Annotated in this window: 13 protein-coding genes; 9 read left to right on the forward strand and 4 right to left on the reverse strand. The window is 72.7% G+C overall.

Translation table 11 applies throughout. The annotated features are described in order from the left end of the window. The 3 genes from rimO (at window position 1) to E3N83_RS03360 (ending at window position 5,067) form a co-directional block, all read left to right on the forward strand. Window positions 1-1,488 (forward strand): 30S ribosomal protein S12 methylthiotransferase RimO, encoded by a 1,488-nt coding sequence (gene rimO, locus E3N83_RS03350; RefSeq protein ID WP_151081972.1) that lies wholly within the window; start codon window positions 1-3, stop codon window positions 1,486-1,488. Next, on the forward strand, window positions 1,485-2,102 hold the full coding sequence (gene pgsA / locus E3N83_RS03355; protein WP_151081973.1) for a CDP-diacylglycerol--glycerol-3-phosphate 3-phosphatidyltransferase: 618 nt from the start codon (window positions 1,485-1,487) through the stop codon (window positions 2,100-2,102). Before rimO ends, pgsA begins: the two co-directional genes overlap by 4 nt. A 133-nt stretch (window positions 2,103-2,235) precedes the next feature. Next, entirely contained in the window at window positions 2,236-5,067 is a 2,832-nt protein-coding gene (locus tag E3N83_RS03360) for an ExeM/NucH family extracellular endonuclease (protein WP_151081974.1), read from the forward strand. A gap of 3 nt (window positions 5,068-5,070) precedes the next feature. On the opposite strand, the gene E3N83_RS03365 is transcribed toward E3N83_RS03360, so the two are convergent. After that, a complete protein-coding gene (locus E3N83_RS03365; protein WP_151081975.1) occupies window positions 5,071-6,846 on the reverse strand; it encodes a glycoside hydrolase family 15 protein in 1,776 nt (591 codons plus the stop codon). Between the two features lie 36 nt (window positions 6,847-6,882). On the opposite strand from E3N83_RS03365, the gene E3N83_RS03370 reads away from it, so the two are divergent. Together E3N83_RS03370 and E3N83_RS03375 are read left to right on the forward strand one after the other, a co-directional pair. Continuing rightward, a complete protein-coding gene (locus tag E3N83_RS03370; RefSeq protein ID WP_151081976.1) occupies window positions 6,883-7,389 on the forward strand; it encodes a CinA family protein in 507 nt (168 codons plus the stop codon). Between the two features lie 47 nt (window positions 7,390-7,436). Beyond that, the gene (locus tag E3N83_RS03375) at window positions 7,437-7,730 is read left to right on the forward strand and encodes a helix-turn-helix domain-containing protein (protein ID WP_151081977.1); all 294 of its coding nucleotides are present in this window, start codon (window positions 7,437-7,439) and stop codon (window positions 7,728-7,730) included. Here E3N83_RS03375 and E3N83_RS03380 read toward each other — a convergent pair whose 3' ends face one another. Both E3N83_RS03380 and E3N83_RS03385 read right to left on the reverse strand, forming a co-directional pair. Beyond that, the gene (locus E3N83_RS03380) at window positions 7,731-8,525 is read right to left on the reverse strand and encodes a DNA-formamidopyrimidine glycosylase family protein (protein WP_151081978.1); all 795 of its coding nucleotides are present in this window, start codon (window positions 8,523-8,525) and stop codon (window positions 7,731-7,733) included. Continuing rightward, window positions 8,518-13,080, reverse strand: coding sequence for an ATP-dependent helicase (locus E3N83_RS03385; protein WP_191907929.1), 4,563 nt, complete (start codon window positions 13,078-13,080; stop codon window positions 8,518-8,520). Before E3N83_RS03385 ends, E3N83_RS03380 begins: the two co-directional genes overlap by 8 nt. A gap of 134 nt (window positions 13,081-13,214) precedes the next feature. Here E3N83_RS03385 and E3N83_RS03390 point away from each other — a divergent pair, with 134 nt between their 5' ends. From E3N83_RS03390 to E3N83_RS19730, 4 genes are all read left to right on the forward strand, one after another. After that, the gene (locus E3N83_RS03390; RefSeq protein WP_151081979.1) at window positions 13,215-14,447 is read left to right on the forward strand and encodes an RNA polymerase sigma factor; all 1,233 of its coding nucleotides are present in this window, start codon (window positions 13,215-13,217) and stop codon (window positions 14,445-14,447) included. A 429-nt stretch (window positions 14,448-14,876) separates the two neighbouring features. Then, on the forward strand, window positions 14,877-15,377 hold the full coding sequence (locus E3N83_RS19720) for a hypothetical protein (protein ID WP_202879308.1): 501 nt from the start codon (window positions 14,877-14,879) through the stop codon (window positions 15,375-15,377). Continuing rightward, window positions 15,374-15,841: a 13E12 repeat family protein gene (locus E3N83_RS19725; protein ID WP_202879388.1), complete on the forward strand. Its 468-nt coding sequence runs from the start codon at window positions 15,374-15,376 to the stop codon at window positions 15,839-15,841. Before E3N83_RS19720 ends, E3N83_RS19725 begins: the two co-directional genes overlap by 4 nt. 46 nt (window positions 15,842-15,887) lie before the next feature. Beyond that, complete coding sequence (locus tag E3N83_RS19730; protein WP_272950299.1) at window positions 15,888-16,142, forward strand: HNH endonuclease; 255 nt, start codon at window positions 15,888-15,890, stop codon at window positions 16,140-16,142. A gap of 28 nt (window positions 16,143-16,170) precedes the next feature. On the opposite strand, the gene E3N83_RS03400 is transcribed toward E3N83_RS19730, so the two are convergent. Then, on the reverse strand, window positions 16,171-16,551 hold the full coding sequence (locus E3N83_RS03400; protein ID WP_151081980.1) for a RidA family protein: 381 nt from the start codon (window positions 16,549-16,551) through the stop codon (window positions 16,171-16,173). Window positions 16,552-16,640 lie beyond the last annotated feature (89 nt).

Genomic DNA, 16,640 nt, shown 5'->3' on the forward strand with positions numbered 1-16,640 from the left:
ATGACTGCCCCCACGAGTGACCCGACGCTGCACCCTGAGCCCGTCTCGGTCGCTCTGGTGACCCTCGGCTGTGCCCGCAACGACGTCGACTCCGAGGAGCTGGCCGGTCGACTGGCGGCCGACGGGTTCGTGCTGGTCGACGACCCGGAGGATGCCGACACCGTCGTCGTCAACACCTGCGGCTTCGTGGAGGCCGCGAAGAAGGACTCCGTCGACACCCTGCTGGCGGCCTCCGACCTCAAGCAGGACGGACGCCCCCGGGCCGTGGTCGCGGTCGGCTGTCTGGCCGAGCGCTACGGCAAGGACCTCGCCGAGTCGCTGCCCGAGGCCGACGCGGTGCTCGGCTTCGACGACTACCCCGATATCGCGGCGCGGCTGCGCTCGGTGCTCGCGGGCGAGGTGCTGCACCCGCACACCCCTCAGGACCGTCGCAAGCTGCTCCCGATCTCGCCGGCCGCCCGCGACGACTCGACCCTGTCGGTCCCCGGTCACGGGGTCTCGCCGGGCTCGACCGGCGATCTGGACGACCTGGGCGTCGGTGCTCCGGCCAGCGGTCCCCGCACCGTGCGGCGGCGGCTGGACGGCGGCCCGATGGCGCCCCTGAAGCTGGCCAGCGGCTGCGACCGGCGCTGCTCGTTCTGCGCGATCCCCAGCTTCCGTGGCTCCTTCGTCAGCCGGCGCCCGACCGACATCCTCGACGAGGCGCGGTGGCTGGCCGGCCAGGGCGTGCGCGAGGTCTTCCTGGTCAGCGAGAACTCCACGTCGTACGGCAAGGACCTCGGCGACCTGCGGCTCCTGGAGACGATGCTCCCCGAGCTCGCCGCGATCCAGGGCATCGAGCGGGTCCGGGTCTCCTACCTCCAGCCCGCCGAGACCCGGCCGGGCCTGATCGAGGCGATCGCGAGCACCCCTGGCGTGAGCCCCTACTTCGACCTCTCCTTCCAGCACGCGAGCGGTGACGTGCTGCGCCGGATGCGTCGCTTCGGCGACGCCGAGAGCTTCCTCGGCCTGCTCGATCGGGTGCGTGCTCTCGCCCCGCGGGCCGGGGTCCGCTCCAACGTGATCGTCGGCTTCCCGGGCGAGACCGAGGCCGACCTCGAGATCCTGTGCGACTTCCTGGTGGCCGCCCGCCTCGACGTGACCGGGGTGTTCGGCTACTCCGACGAGGACGGCACCGAGGCCGCGGGCCTGCCGGACAAGCTGGACGAGGACGACGTACGCGAGCGCGTGGAGCGGGTCACCGACCTGGTCGAGCAGCTCACCAGCCAGCGTGCAGAGGAGCGAGTCGGCGAGCAGGTCACCGTGCTGGTGGAGGCCGTCTCGGACGGCCTCGACGACCGGGCGGAGGGACGCGCCGATCACCAGGGCCCCGAGGTCGACGGTACGACGCGGCTCACCGGCCACGGCAGGCATGTGGTCGGCGACCTGGTCCCCGCGGTCGTGGTCGCCGCCGAAGGCGCCGACCTCGTCGCGGAGCCCCTGCGATGAGCGACCAGGTCGGCTCGTCCGGGAACTGGAACCTGCCCAACGTCCTGACCGGCCTGCGGATCGTGATCGTCCCGTTCTTCGGCTGGGCGCTGCTCCACGACGGTGGCGACTCGATCGTGTGGCGCACGGTCGCGGCCGTCCTCTTCGCGGCCGCGATGATCACCGACAAGATCGACGGCGACATCGCCCGCTCGCGGGGGCTGGTCACCAACTTCGGCAAGATCGCCGACCCGATCGCCGACAAGGCGCTGACCGGGATGGCGTTCGTCGGGCTCTCGATCGTCGGGGACATCTGGTGGTGGGTGACGATCCTGGTCCTGCTGCGGGAGTGGTCGGTGACCGTTCTGCGGCTCTCGATCCTGCGCCGGGTTGTGGTGGCCGCGGCCCAGAGCGGCAAGGTGAAGACGGTGCTCCAGGCGGTGGCGCTGACCGCCCTGAGCCTCCCGCTGCGCCAGGTGCACCCGCCGCTGCACGACCTCGGCGTGGTGCTCTTCTACGCCTACGAGGTGCTGCTCGGTGTCGCCGTGGCGATGACGATGTGGTCCGGTTACGAGTTCTTCCGAGACGTCTGGCGCCAGCGCAACGAGCTCCGCTCGACGCCCAGCCCGACCTGACCACGAGGGTTACCCCAGCGTTCACCGATCCGTCCCGCCCGGGTCGCCGGATCCCGACCCAGGGGGGTTAGGGTGACGCGCACCACCACCGGTCGGTAGCCCCGACCTCTCGGATCTCGGAAGGACCCCCCTCATGCGACCTCTTTCGCGCGCGCGCAGCCGCCGCCTGCTCACCGGTTCGGCGACCTTGGCGGTGGCGCTGGGCGGCCTGGCCGGGCTCACCGGCACCGCCTCGGCCAACACCGCCGGTCCGGGCCCGGTGATCAACGAGGTGTACGGCGGCGGCGGCAACAGCGGCGCCACCCTCAAGAACGACTTCGTCGAGATCCGCAACACCACCACCCACACGATCTCGCTCGGTGGCCTGAGCCTGCAGTACCGCTCGGCGACCGGGACCGGCCCGACCGGGTCCTCCAACATCGACCCGCTGCCGTCGGTCGACGTACCCGCGGGAGCCACCTACCTCGTCCAGGAGGCCGCGGGTCTCGGCGGTATGCAGGACCTGCCGACCCCCGACCACATCGGCTCCATCGGGGTGGCCGCGACCGGCGGTCAGCTGTTCCTGGCCGACAGCACGAGCGCGATCGACCCGGGTACCGGGGACATCTCGAACACGCAGGTGCTCGACTTCGTGGGCTGGGGCAGTGCCACCGCCTTCGAGGCGGCCAAGGGTCCGGCGACGACCAACACGACCTCGGTCTCCCGCGACGGCGCGGGCACCGACACCAACAGCAACGTCGCCGACTTCACCGCCGGCAGCCCCACCCCCAGCGCCTGTGGCGCCGCCTGCCCCACCACGCCGCCGCCCCCGCCCACCCCGCACACGATCGCCGAGATCCAGGGCACCGGTGACACCTCGCCGTACGCCGGGCAGCCCGTGGTCACCGAGGGTGTCGTCACCGCGGCGTACCCGACCGGCGGGTTCTTCGGCTACACGATCCAGACCGACGGCACCGGCTCCGGCCCCGACGCCACTCAGGGTGAGTCCGACGCGGTCTTCGTGCACCAGCCCAGCGGCGCGGTCGCCGCGACCGTCGGTGACCTGGTGAAGGTGACCGGCACGGTGAGTGAGTTCAACGGTCTGACCGAGCTCAACGTCGACGCCGCCGATCTCCACGACGAAGGCACGGCCCCGACCGGGGTCACCCCGCTCTCGCTGGCCTACCCGACCACCGACGCCGGCCGCGAGGCCCACGAGAGCGAGCTGGTCGCCCCCACCGACCAGTTCACGGTCACCGACAACTTCTCGACCAACCAGTACGGAGAGATCGGCCTGGCCACAGGTGACCACCAGCTGTGGCAGCCGACCGACCTGTTCAACCCGCGCATCGACCCGGCAGGGGTGGCGTCGGTCCAGGCTGACAACGCCGCCCGGGGCGTCGTGCTCAACGACGGGGCCACGGCGAACTACCTGACCACGAGCAAGAACACCGTGATGCCGTGGCTGCGGCCCGACAACCCGGTCCGGGTGGGCTCGACCGCGACCCTCCGCCAGCCGGTGATCCTCGACTTCCGCAACGGGCTCTGGGAGCTCCAGCCGACCCACCAGGTCACCGACGACGGCTCGGCCGTGGCGACCTTCAGCGACACCCGCACCCCCAACCTGCGGCCGCAGGCCGTCGGGGGCGACCTCGAGCTCGGCACCTTCAACGTCGAGAACTTCTTCCCGACCTCGGCCGCCGAGTACGACGCGCTGACCGGCAACCCCAACGCCTGCACGTCGTTCAAGGACCGTGAGGGCAACCCCATCGACGTGAACCAGTGCAGCCCGAACGGGCCGCGCGGGGCCTGGGACCAGGTCAACCTCGACCGCCAGCTGGCCAAGGAGGTCAAGGCGATCAACCTCATGAACGTCGACGTGATGTCGCTGGAGGAGATCGAGAACTCCGTGCAGTTCGGCAAGAACCGTGACGACGCGCTCGCCAAGCTCGTCGACGCGCTCAACGCCGATGCCGGGTCCACCCGGTGGGCCTTTGCACCGTCACCGAGCCCGGCCGACCTCCCGGCTCCTGCCGACCAGGACGTGATCCGGACGGCGTTCATCTACAACCCGAACACGGTGCAGCTCGTCGGCCCGTCCACGGTGCTCTCCACGGAGTCGGGGACCGGCGGCGCGTTCGAGAACGCCCGCGAGCCCCTGGCCCAGGAGTTCAAGCGCAAGGGCGCCTTCGACTCCGACGGGTTCCTGGTCGTGGTCAACCACTTCAAGTCCAAGGGCTCCGGCGTCGACGACGGCACCGGACAGGGCCTGGCCAACCCCGACCGGATCCGGCAGGCGCACGCGCTGGTCGACTTCGCCCAGGCCACGGCTCAGGCCGACGGCACCCGGAAGATCTTCCTGGTGGGTGACTTCAACTCCTACACCCAGGAGGACCCGATGCAGGTGCTCTACCAGAACGGGTTCGTCAACCAGCCCAGCGACGACAAGAGGGACACCTCCTACGAGTTCGGTGGCATGGCCGGCTCCCTCGACCACGTGCTGGCCAACACGGCGGCGGCCTCGATGGTGACCGGTCGCGACGTGTGGCAGATCAACGCCGAGGAGTCGGTGGGCTTCGAGTACAGCCGCTTCAACTACAACGCCGAGCCGCTCTACGCGCCGGACCAGTTCCGCGCCTCGGACCACAACCCCGAGCTGGTCGGCCTGAGCGCGCCGTTCACGCAGCAGGAGTCCACGACCACCGCGACGGCGAGCCCGAGCACGATCCAGAAGAAGAAGGGCACGTCCCGGATCGACGTGACGGTCAGCGGCGCCCTCGGGGCGACTCCGACCGGCACGGTCGAGCTCTGGATCGGCGGGCAGCGGGTCGCCACCGCGACCCTGGCGAACGGGACGGCGAGCACTGTCGTCGGGCCCTTCGCCGGTGCCGGCACGCAGGTCGTCGAGGTCCGCTACCTCGGGGACCAGGTGACCAAGCCCAGCTCGACCACGGTGTCGGTCACCGTCACCAACGGCCCGAAGTAGGGATCAGTCGGCAGCTTCCCGCAGCCGGAAGGCCGCCTGCACGAGAGTCAGGTGGCTGAAGGCCTGCGGGAAGTTGCCGACCATCCGCTGCCCGACGGGGTCGTACTCCTCGGAGAGCAGCCCGACGTCGTTGCACAGGCCGATCAGCCGGTCGAAGAGGGCGTGGGCGTCGTGGTGGCGCCCGGCGGCGGCGTACGCCGACACCAGCCAGAACGAGCAGGCCAGGAACGGGAACTCGTGACCGGCCAGGCCGTCGACGCCGGTCTGGGTGCGGTAGCGCATCAGCAGCCCGTCGTGCATCAGGTCCTGCTCGATCGCCTCGATCGTGCCCAGCATCCGCGGGTCGTCGCCCTCGATGAAGCCGATCAGCGGCAGCATCAGCAGCGACGCGTCGACCTCGGAGGTGGCGTAGTGCTGGGTGAAGGTGTTCCGCTCGGTGTCGAACCCCTGCGTCATGATCTCGTCGCGCACCTCGTCGCGGACCACCCGCCAGCGCTCGACGTCGCCGCCGAGGTGGTGCAGCTCCACGGCGCGGACGGCCCGGTCGAACGCCGCCCACACCATCGCCCGCGAGTGCGTGAAGTGCTGGAGCGGTCCGCGGATCTCCCAGAGCCCGTTGTCGGGCTCCTGCCAGGTCTCGGCGAGGTGGTCGACCAGCAGCCGCTGCAGGGCCCAGGCGTTGTCGCTGTCCCCGAGGCCGGACTCGCGGGCCGCCTCCAGGGCGATCATCACCTCGCCGGTCACGTCGGTCTGGCGCTGCTCGACCGCCCCGTTGCCGATCCGGACCGGACGGGAGGCCGCGTAGCCGGGCAGGTGGTCGAGGGTCATCTCGGGCAGGCGGCGCGACCCGTCGACGGTGTACATGATCTGGACGTCCTCGGGGTCGCCGGCGACGGCGCGCAGCAGCCAGTCCCGCCAGAAGCGGGCCTCGTCGGTCGCCCCCGCCTCCAGCAGCGCCATCAGGGTCAGCGAGGCGTCTCGCAGCCAGCAGTAGCGGTAGTCCCAGTTGCGCTCGCCGCCGAAGTCCTCGGGCAGCGACGTGGTCGGGGCGGCCACGATCCCCCCGGTCTCCGCGTGCGTGAGCAGGTGCAGGGTCAGCAGCGAGCGTCGTACCAGCTCGGCATGGGGTACGCCGGTCAGGTCGCAGGCCGCGACCCATTCGACGGCCTCGTCGATCGACTCGTCGACGGTGTAGCGGTGCGGGCCGGGCGTCCGCAGGTGCGACGGCAGCCAGGTCATCGAGTAGGTCAGCACCTCGCCCTGGCGCACCTCGAAGTCGTCGACGTGCTTGTGGTCGCTGGGATGGGGCAGCCGGGGCCCGCGCAGCACCAGCTTGTCCGGACCCGCGACCGCGGTGATCACCGGGTCGCCGTCCTCGACCCGGCGGCGGCGGACCCAGGGTTTGGCGCTCCCGTAGTCGAACCGGACCACCCACTCGTGGTGCATCCGTACGGTGCCCTCCACACCGGTGAGCCGTCGTACGACGTCGATCCGGTCGTCACCGGTGGGCATCACGTCGAGCAGGGTGACCACCCCGGTCGCCGTCGTGAAGGTCGTCTGCAGGGCCGCCGCGTGCTCGACGTAGGCGCGGGTGACGGTGTAGTCGCCGGCCGGGCAGAGCTGCCAGTGGCCGTTCTCCTCGTCGCCGAGCAGGGCCGCGAAACACGCAGGGGAGTCGAACCGCGGCACGCAGAGCCAGTCGATCGAGCCGTTGCTGGCGACCAGCGCGGCGGTGTGCCGGTCGCCGATCATGGCGTAGTCCTCGATCGGGCGGCTCACGCGACGCAGCGTAACCCGCACGGCTAGGGTCGACGGATGAGGCGCCGCCCCACCCCCGACGCCGTCGCCGTCGAGGCGCTCGCCCTGCTGGCCGACGCGCAGGCCACCCTGGGCACCGCCGAGTCGCTGACCGGAGGGCGGCTGGCGGCTGCCGTGACCTCCGTCCCCGGAGCCTCGGCGCACTTCCTCGGCGGCTTCGTGACCTACGCGACGGGGCTCAAGGAGTCACTGCTCGGCGTGCCCCACGCGCTGGTCGAGACCTACGGCGTGGTGTCGGCCGAGTGCGCGGGTGCGATGGCCACGGGGTGCCGGTCCGCCACCGGCGCGTCGTACGCCCTGTCGACGACGGGGGTGGCCGGGCCCGACCGCCAGGAGGGCAAGCCGGTCGGGACGGTCTTCGTCGGAATCGCCGGTCCGGACGGCGTCACCACGCTCACGATGGAGCTGGTCGGCGACCGCCACCAGGTCCAGGAGCGGGCGTGTCGGGAGGCGCTGTCGGCCCTGTGTGGGATCCTTCGTCGGGAACAACCCCCACTCGGGTAGCGTTTCGCCCACGACCACCGTTCGACGACTCAAGGAGGAGGCCGCAGATGGCGATGTTTCGTCGCTTGCTCGGTGACGTCCTCCGGGAGCGTCGCCTTGAGCAGGGGCTGACCCTGCGGCAGGTTTCCGCCGAGGCCCGGGTCAGCCTGGGCTACATCTCCGAGATCGAGCGCGGTCAGAAGGAAGCCTCCTCCGAGCTCCTCGCCTCGCTCTGCACCGCCCTGGACACTCCGTTGTCCGCGGTGCTCCACGACGTGTCGCGAGCGGTCGCGGTCGAGGAGGCCGCCACGGCCCCGACCCCGATCACCGGTCGTCGCCCGGTCGTCGCCTCCGCCGCCTGACTAGCCGCGGCTCGGCTGGCACGAGGGGCACCAGTACGTCGCACGCTCCTGGCCTTCGGGGCCCAGCTCCGCCTGCCGGATCGTGGTCCGGCAGCGCCGGCACTCCCGGCCTGCGCGCGCGTAGACCCAGAGCTGGCGACCGCGTGAGAGGTCGCCGGTGGTGCTCTGCATGGCGCGGTGCCGGTTCTGGTCGAGCAGCTGGTGGGCGCGGGTGACCATGCGGGGCAGATCGGGGACCTGGTCGACCGGGGTCTGTGGCGGGACCCCGGAGATGAAGCACAGCTCGCAGGCATACATGTTGCCGATGCCGGCCAGCCTGGTCTGGTCGAGCAGCGCCTCCTTGATGGTCCGGTCGGGCTGCTCGCGCAGCCGGCGCAGCGCCTCGTCGAGGTCCCAGTCGGGGCCGAGCAGGTCGGGCCCGAGGTGACCGACGAGGTCGGACTCGCGTTCGCGGGGCACGATCTCCACGATCCCGAGGGAGAACCCGACGGCCACGGCGTTCGCGGTGGTCAGCACCACCCGTGCGGTGTGAGCCGGGCGCGACCAGTGCTGCCCGGGCTTGAACACCCGCCAGCCGCCCTCCATCTTCAGATGGGTGTGCAGGGTCCACTGCTGCTCGCCCTCGATCCGGGTCAGCAGGTGCTTGCCCCGGGAGACCGTCTCGAGCACGCTGGCGCCGGCGAGGTCCCAGGTGGCGAACGCCGGGACCCGGACGTCGCTGGCGGTAAGCACCTGACCCTTGAGCGCCCGGTCGAGGCGCTGCGCCGTGCGCCAGACGGTGTCACCCTCAGGCACGGAGCCTCAGCCCCCTCGGGGTCGAGACGAAGCCGGCCGCGTCGAGCGCCTCGCGCAGCGGGGTGGAGCCGCCCCCGAGGATCTGCTCGCCGTCCGCGCGCTCGACGGTCATCCGGCCGAGTGCCCCGCGGCGCCCGGCCTCGGACAGCGACTGGGCAGCCGGGCCGAGCAGCGCGGCGTCGTCGGTCCAGGTGAGCAGGGTCTTGCCGCCACGCTCGACGTAGAGCGTGAGCGCGCCGTCCACGAGCACGACCAGGGCGCCGGCCTTCCGACCCGGCCGGTGGCCTCCTGCGGTGTCGCGATCGGGCCAGGGCAGGGCGGCGCCGAAGGGGTTGGCCGGGTCGGTCGCCGCGAGGGTCACCGCGGCCGGCTTCCCGTCGGAGTCGCCGGCACCCGGCAGGTCGGTGAACGTCCGCAGCCGGTCGACGGCCCCGGCGGTCCCGAACTGCGCGGCCCCCAGACCCTCCACGAAGTAGCCGCGGCGGCACCGCCCGGAGTCCTCGAAGGCCGACAGCACCTTGTAGACCGCCGCGAAGCCTCCGACGGTGCGCTCGGAGACCACGGCACCGCGGGTTACGACCCCGTGGCGCTCCAGCATCCGCTCGGCGGTCGCGTGGGCGCGGCGGGTGGGGTCCAGGTCGCGCTCGGGAAGCAGGGCCCACCGGCCCGAGGTGGGCGGAGGCGCCGAACGACCCACCGCTCGCAGGGGCCGGGAGGCGCGGGCCCGCGGTGGGGTACGGCGGGCCCGGTGGCTGCCGCCGCCCGCGCCGGTGAGCGCGCGCAGGGGAGCGAACGTGTCGTTGGTGACCCGGCCCGACCAGACCAGGTCCCACAGGGCGGTCTGGAGCAGCCGGTCGGTCGCGCCCGTGGCGGTCGCCAGCTGGCGGAAGAACCAGCCGCCGCCGGGTGCCAGGGCGTCGAGCACGGCCTGGCCGAGCTCGGAGTGCTCGAGAGGATCCAGGTGCGGCAGGGTCAGCGGGGCCTGGTCGCCGAGGTGGAGGGACACCCAGCCGTCGCTGCCGGGCAGCGCGGCGTGGCCGACCCAGGTCACCTCGCCAGAGGCCGTCAGCTCGTCGAGCAGGGCCGGCTCGTAGTCCGCGACCCGGGCCGGGAGGATCAGCGACTCCCAGGCCGAGGCCGGTGCGGGGTAGCCGGAGAGCTGGTCGACGACCTGGAGGACCCCGTCGACGCCGCGAGGTCGTCCGCGCTGGGCGCGGTGCACGTGCTGCCAGGCCAGCAGGAACCGGCCCATCGCCGCCGGCTCGACCGGCTCGACCTCCTGCCTCAGGCGCGCCAGCGACCGCCGGCGCAGCATCCGCAGCACCTCGGCGTCGCACCACTCCGCGCCGGAGCCGGACGGCCGGAACTCGCCCTCGAGCACGCGGCCCTGACCGCCCAGGCGTTGCAGGGTGTGCCGGGCGACGGCGGCGCCGAGACCGAGCCGGGCCGCGACGTCGGCGACGGTGAACGGACCGTGGGTGCGTGCGAACCGGCTGACCAGGTCGGCCAATGGGTCGTCGACGGGCTCGGTGAAGGCGTCCGGCACGCCGGGTGGGACCGGGGTGCCCAGCCCGTCGCGCAGTCGGCCGACGTCCTCGATCGCGGCCCAGCGCTGCTCGCCGGCCATCCGCACCGCGACCGCACGGCGGGCGTCGGCCAGGGTCGCGAGCGAGCCCGCGACGTCGTGGCCGTCGACGCTGCGCGCCGCGACCTCGTCGGTGCTGAGCGGGCCGAGCCAGCGCAGCAGGTCGGCCACGCCCTCGGCGTCGCGCGCACGTCGTTCGGGGTCGGTGCGCTGAAGGGTCGCCTCGATCTCGGCGAGCACGTCGGGGTCGAGCAGCTCGCGCAGCTCGGCGCGCCCCAGGAGCTCGGCCAGCAGCCCCTGGTCGAGGGCCAATGCGGCGGCGCGGCGCTCGGCGATGGGGGAGTCGCCCTCGTAGACGAACTGCGCGACATAGCCGAACAGCAGGCTCCGGGCGTACGGCGACGGCTGGTGGGTGTCGACGTCGTGGATGCCGACCTCGCGGCGCTGGACGCGCCGCATCAGGCCGACCAGCGCGGGCAGGTCGTAGACGTCCTGGAGGCACTCGCGGACCGCCTCGAGCACGATCGGGAACGAGGGGTACTTCGAGGCGACCTCGAGCAGCGCCGCGCTGCGCTGCCGCTGCTGCCACAGCGGCGAGCGGCGGCCGGGGTCGCGGCGGGGGAGCAGCAGGGCGCGAGCCGCGCACTCACGGAAGCGCGAGGCGAACAGCGCCGAACCGCCGACCTCCTGGGTGACCAGGCCCTCGATCTCGTCGGGCTCGAAGGCGATCACCTCACCGGTCGGCGGCTCGGCGTCGGTGTCGGGGATCCGGATCACGATGCCGTCGTCGGAGGCGATCGCCTGGCCGTCCACGCCGTACCTCTCGCGCAGGCGGGCGTTGATCGCCAGCGCCCACGGCGCGTGCACGGGGGTGCCGTACGGCGAGTGGACGACGAGGCGCCAGTCGCCGAGCTCGTCGCGGAACTTCTCGACGACGAGCGTGCGGTCGCTGGGCAGGACCCCGGTGGCCTCGACCTGCTCGTGGACGTAGCCGACCAGGTTGCCGGCGGCCCACGGGTCGAGACCACGCTCCTCCGCCTGCCTCATCGCAGCCTCGCGGGTGGTGGCGCCGAGCTCGCGGGTGAAGGCGCCGATCGCCTCGCCGAGCTCGGCGGGCCGCCCGAGGGCGTCGCCCTTCCAGAACGGCAGTCGCCCCGGCACGCCCGGCGCGGGGGTGACCAGCACGCGGTCGTGGGTGATGTCCTCGATCCGCCACGAGGTCGCGCCCAGCGCGAACACGTCGCCGACCCGAGACTCGTAGACCATCTCCTCGTCGAGCTCGCCGACCCGCCGGCCCGGGCCCTCGCCTCCGACCAGGAAGACCCCGAACAGACCGCGGTCGGGGATCGTTCCGCCACTGGTGACGGCGAGCCGCTGGGCGCCGGGGCGGCCGGTGAGCTGGCCGGTCACGCGGTCCCAGACGACGCGGGGTCGCAGCTCGGCGAACTCGTCGCTCGGGTAGCGCCCGGCCAGCAGGTCAAGGGTCGCGTCGAAGGCGCCCCGCGGCAGCTGGGTGTACGACGCGGAGCGGCGCGCGAGGTCGTAGAGGTCGTCGACCGACCACGCCTCCATGGCCACCATCGCCACGACCTGCTGGGCCAGCACGTCGAGCGGGTTGGTCGGGACCCGCATCGACTCGATCAGGCCCGATCGCATCCGCTCCACCGCGACGGCGGTCTGGGCCAGGTCGCCCCGATGCTTGGGGAACAGCACCCCCCTGCTGGTCTCGCCGACCTGGTGGCCGGCCCGGCCGACGCGTTGGAGCGCGCTGGCCACGCTGGGTGGGGACTCGATCTGGATCACCAGGTCGACCGCACCCATGTCGATGCCGAGCTCCAGGCTGCTGGTGGCCACCACGCAGGGCAGCCGACCGCGCTTGAGGTCGTCCTCGATCAGGGCGCGCTGCTCCTTGGAGACCGAGCCGTGGTGGGCCTTGGCGATCACCGGGGCGGCCCCCGAGGAGGCACCGGACTGCGCCATCACCTGCGCGGGCGGACCCTCCGGTGGTCGAGCGGAGTCGGGACCCTCCGGGTCGACCCCCGCCCGCTCGGCGGCGATCTCGTTGAGGCGTGCGGTCAGCCGCTCGGCCAGCCGCCGGGAGTTGGCGAAGACGATGGTCGAGCTGTGCTGCTCGACGAGGTCGACGACGTGGTTCTCCACATGGGGCCAGATCGAGGCGGCGGCGCGGTTGTCGGCGTCCTCGTCGCCGGAGTCGTCGTACGGCGCGGGTGCGGTCATGTCTTCGACCGGCACGACGACCTTCAGGTCCCACTGCTTGACCGCGGGAGGCGCCACGATCTCCACGGCCGCGCTGCCCCCGAGGAACCGGGCGACCTCGTCGAGGGGTCGTACGGTGGCCGACAGCCCGATCCGCTGGACCGGTCGCGGCAGCAGGGCGTCGAGCCGCTCGAGGCTCAGGCCGAGGTGGGCGCCGCGCTTGGTGCCGGCGACGGCGTGCACCTCGTCGACGATCACCGTCTCGACGTGCCGGAGGCTCTCGCGCGCCTGGCTGGTCAGCATCAGGAACAGCGACTCCGGGGTGGTGATCAGGATGTCGGGAGGAGTGCGGGCGAGGGTCCGTCGCTCGGCGGCCGGGGTGTCGCCCGAACGGATGCCGACGCTGACCTCGGGCAGTCGCTCGCCGAGCCGCTCACCGGTCTGGCGGATCCCGATCAGCGGCGAGCGCAGGTTGCGCTCGACGTCGACCGCCAGCGCCTTGAGCGGGGACACGTAGAGGACGCGGGTGCCACGCTCGGCCCGCGGCTCGGTGAGCAGCCGGTCGATCGCCCAGAGGAACGCCGACAGCGTCTTGCCCGACCCGGTCGGGGCGACGACGAGGGCGTGGCGGCCCTGCGCGATCGCCTGCCAAGCCCCGGTCTGGGCCGGCGTGGGCTCGGCGAACGCCGCGCCGAACCATTCCCGGGTCGGCGCACTGAACTGCTCCAGTGCGGAGGCGGGGTCCGGCGGCACCCGACCATCTTGACCTACGCCACCGACACCCGGCCCGGGAGGAATCCGGCGAGAGGTGTCGGATCCGGGTCGGGCCGTTCGTCGGAGGGGTGAGCGGCGCAGGACGGCCACCCGACACAGGAGATGATCGACAGATGAACGACGTCGACGTCCGGGAAGCGATCACCGAGGCCCACCACCAGGAGTGGGCGCGGGTGGTGGCCTCCTTGACCCGGCGGTTCCGGGACCTCGACATCGCCGAGGAGGCGGCGGCGGAGGCCTTCGCCACCGCGGTCCTGCGGTGGCCGACCGACGGCGTACCCCCCAACCCCGGCGCCTGGCTGACCACCACCGCCAACCGCAAGGCCATCGACCGGATCCGTCGCGAGAGCAAGCGCGACGACAAGCACAGGGAGGCCGTGATGTCGTACGACGACAGCCCGCCCGAGCCGCTCGGGGCGATCGAGGACGAGCGGCTGCGGCTGATCTTCACCTGCTGCCACCCGGCGCTGGCCATGGAGACCCGGGTGGCGCTGACGCTGCGCATGGTCGGTGGCCTGACCGTGCCCGAGATCTCCCGGGCGTTCCTGGTGCCGGAGACCACCATGGGGCAGCGGATCACCCGCGCGAAGGCCAAGATCAAGGCGGCCGGGATCCCCTACCGGGTGCCGTCCGCCGAGGACCTCCCGAGCCGGGTGTCGGGTGTGCTGGCCGTGCTCTTCCTGGTGTTCAACGAGGCCTACCTGGCCACCGGCCCCGACTCCGAGCCGGTCCGACGCGACCTGAGCGAGGAGGCGATCCGGCTCACCCGACTGGTCCGCAGCCTCCTCCCGGACGACGGCGAGGCGGCCGGCCTGCTCGCGCTGATGCTCCTGATCGAGGCGCGCCGCAAGGCCCGCTTCTCGGCGACCGGCGACCTGGTCACCCTCGGGGAGCAGGACCGGGGTTCCTGGGACGCCGGGCTGGTCGCCGAGGGCCACCGGCTGGTGCGCGAACGACTGGCCAGTGGCGCGCCACCGGGGCGCTACCAGATCCTGGCCGCGATCAACGCCGTCCACACCTCGACCCCCGAGGCGCGGGCCACCGACTGGGGCCAGATCGTGGCCCTCTACGACCAGCTGGTCCGCCTCGATCCGTCGCCGATCGTCGCCCTGAACCGGGCCGTGGCGGTCGCCGAGCTCGACGGCCCGCAGGTGGCCCTGGCCTCCGTGGACCGGCTCGGAGCCTCGTTGGACGGCTACCACGCCTACCACGTCACCCGGGCCGACCTCCTGCGCCGGCTGGGGCGCACCGCCGAGTCGCGGGCGGCCTACGACCGGGCCATCGAGCTGGCGGGCAACACCGCCGAGATCGCCTACCTGACCCGGCGTCGTGACGAGCTGGCCTAGTCGCAGCTGACGGGCGCTCACGTGCGTCTCAGGTGCGTCGGAGGTGCGTCTTGGGGAGGGGCCGGACCACTGGATCACGAGCCACCGGGCCGCGCCCCGGATCGGCGCGGGCCGGATGACGTCGTACCACCTGGAGAGCTGGAGGGGGCCCACAGGTTCACGGTGCTGGTCTCCCTGGACTCGCGTTCAGCAACGACCCGATGGCCTGGAGCCCAGGGGTTAACGACCCCTTCGTGACCGCTCGCCGCTCGCGTAGCCACGGGGTTATCTGCTGGGGTCCGCCACGAGTCCGTGAGGCGGCAGGCTTCTTCCGCAGCGCTCCACAACCTCTCGACACGGTCGGTGGGCGGGCGTAGAATCGAACACATGTTCGAGTCATCGACTTCCGCACGATCCCCTCGGGGGGCTCCGGAGCTCGACCCTGCCGTGGTGGAGCGATGGGTGGCCGCGGTGGCGACGGCGCCGGGCCCTGCGCAGGACGGAGCCCGGCTCGACCTGATCACCGCTCTGGAGCACCTGAAGAACGCCGCTGCGGGGCTCCAGGCCGCGCTCTCGGTGGAGGTCGACGCCTCGATGCGGGCACGGGCTGCCGAGCGTGGCGTGCCCGAGTCCCGGCAGGGCCAGGGGGTCGCTCACGAGATCGCCCTCGCGCGCTGCGAGTCGCCGCACCGCGGGCAGCAGCACCTCGGCCTCGGCAAGGTCCTGGCCACCGAGATGCCGCACACGCGGGCCGCGCTGCGAGCAGGACGGGTCAGCGAGTGGCGAGCCACCATCCTGGCTCGCGAGACAGCCTGCCTCTCGCGCGCCGACCGGCGCGAGGTGGACCGCCGGGTGGCCGGAGACGTCGGGGCGCTGGAGCTCCTGGGTGACCGTGAGCTGGGGATGCCGTACGCCGTCACGCCTACGCGCTCGACGCCGAGTCCTGGGTGACCCGGCGCCGGGTCGCCGAGGCGCAGCGTCGGGTGACCCTGCGGCCGGCTCCCGACGTGATGTCGCGGTTGTCCGCCGAGCTTCCCGCGGCGCAGGGCGTCGCCGTCCTGCGCAGCCTCGCTGAGCGCGTCGACTCCTTGCGGGCGGCGGGCGACGACCGCAGCCGCGGCCAGCTGATGGCCGACACGCTGGTCGAGCGGCTGCTCGGAACCGGACAGGTGACCGTGCCTCGGGTCCTCGCCCACGTGGTGGTGGCCGACGACGTGCTGTTCGGCACCGCGGAGGACGCCGGCCACCTCGACGGGTTCGGGCCGATCCCGGCCGAGCTGGCCCGCGAGCTCGTCACGACCGCTGCCGAGGCGGGCCTGGCCGAGCTCCGTCGCCTCTATGTGAAGCCGGAGTCCGGGGCACTGGTGGCCGCGACTCGACGTCCCGCTGCTTCACGCCGGCACTCGCGCTGCTGATCGACCTCCGGACCAGCTCTGCCGCACGCCGTGGTGCGGCGCGCCGATCCGGCACCACGACCATGTGGTCCCGGTCTCCGGCGACGGCATGACCAGCGTGGTCAACGGTCAGGGACTCTGCGAGGCGTGCAACTACGCCAAGGAGGCTCGCGGTTGGCGGGCCGGACCGTCACCCGGCGCCAGGCACACCGTCGAGGGGGTCACACCCGGCGGCAGGGCCTACCGGTCCGGAGCTCCGCCGATGCCGGGGCGGGAGGCCTTGCGGCTGGACCTGCGCTACCCCGTCGAGCTGGTCGCGTGACCCTGCCTCACCCAGCCTCACTGCACCCTCAGCCGACGATCGCGTCCAGCTCGACCTCGACGAGCCAGCGCGGGTCGAGCAGCCCGGCGATCACGATCATCGTGCTGGCGGGTCGCACGTCGCCGAACACGTCGCCGTGCACGGCCCCGACGGCGTCCGCGATGTCGGCGGTGACGACGTACTGCCGGGTGCGGATCACGTCCTCGGCCCGTCCACCGAGCTCGTCGAGCGCGGTCAGCGCGATCTCCCAGCACCGTCGCGCCTGCACCGCCGGGTCGGGGTCGACCTGCCCGTCCGGCCAGACCGGCGTCGTGCCCGCGACGGCGACGGTGTTGCCGACCCGGACCCCCCGGCTGAAGCCGATCGTGTCCTCGAACGGCGATCCGGAGCGGGCGTGGCGACGATCCATGAGCCCACCGTAGGCGTCAGGGGGTGGCCGTCCAGTGCAACGCGTCGACGCTCGAGTACAGCCGGCCCGGTCGACTGCATGCTCACACT

It is taken from the genome of Nocardioides cynanchi, from assembly GCF_008761635.1.
GTDB lineage: Bacteria > Actinomycetota > Actinomycetes > Propionibacteriales > Nocardioidaceae > Nocardioides > Nocardioides cynanchi.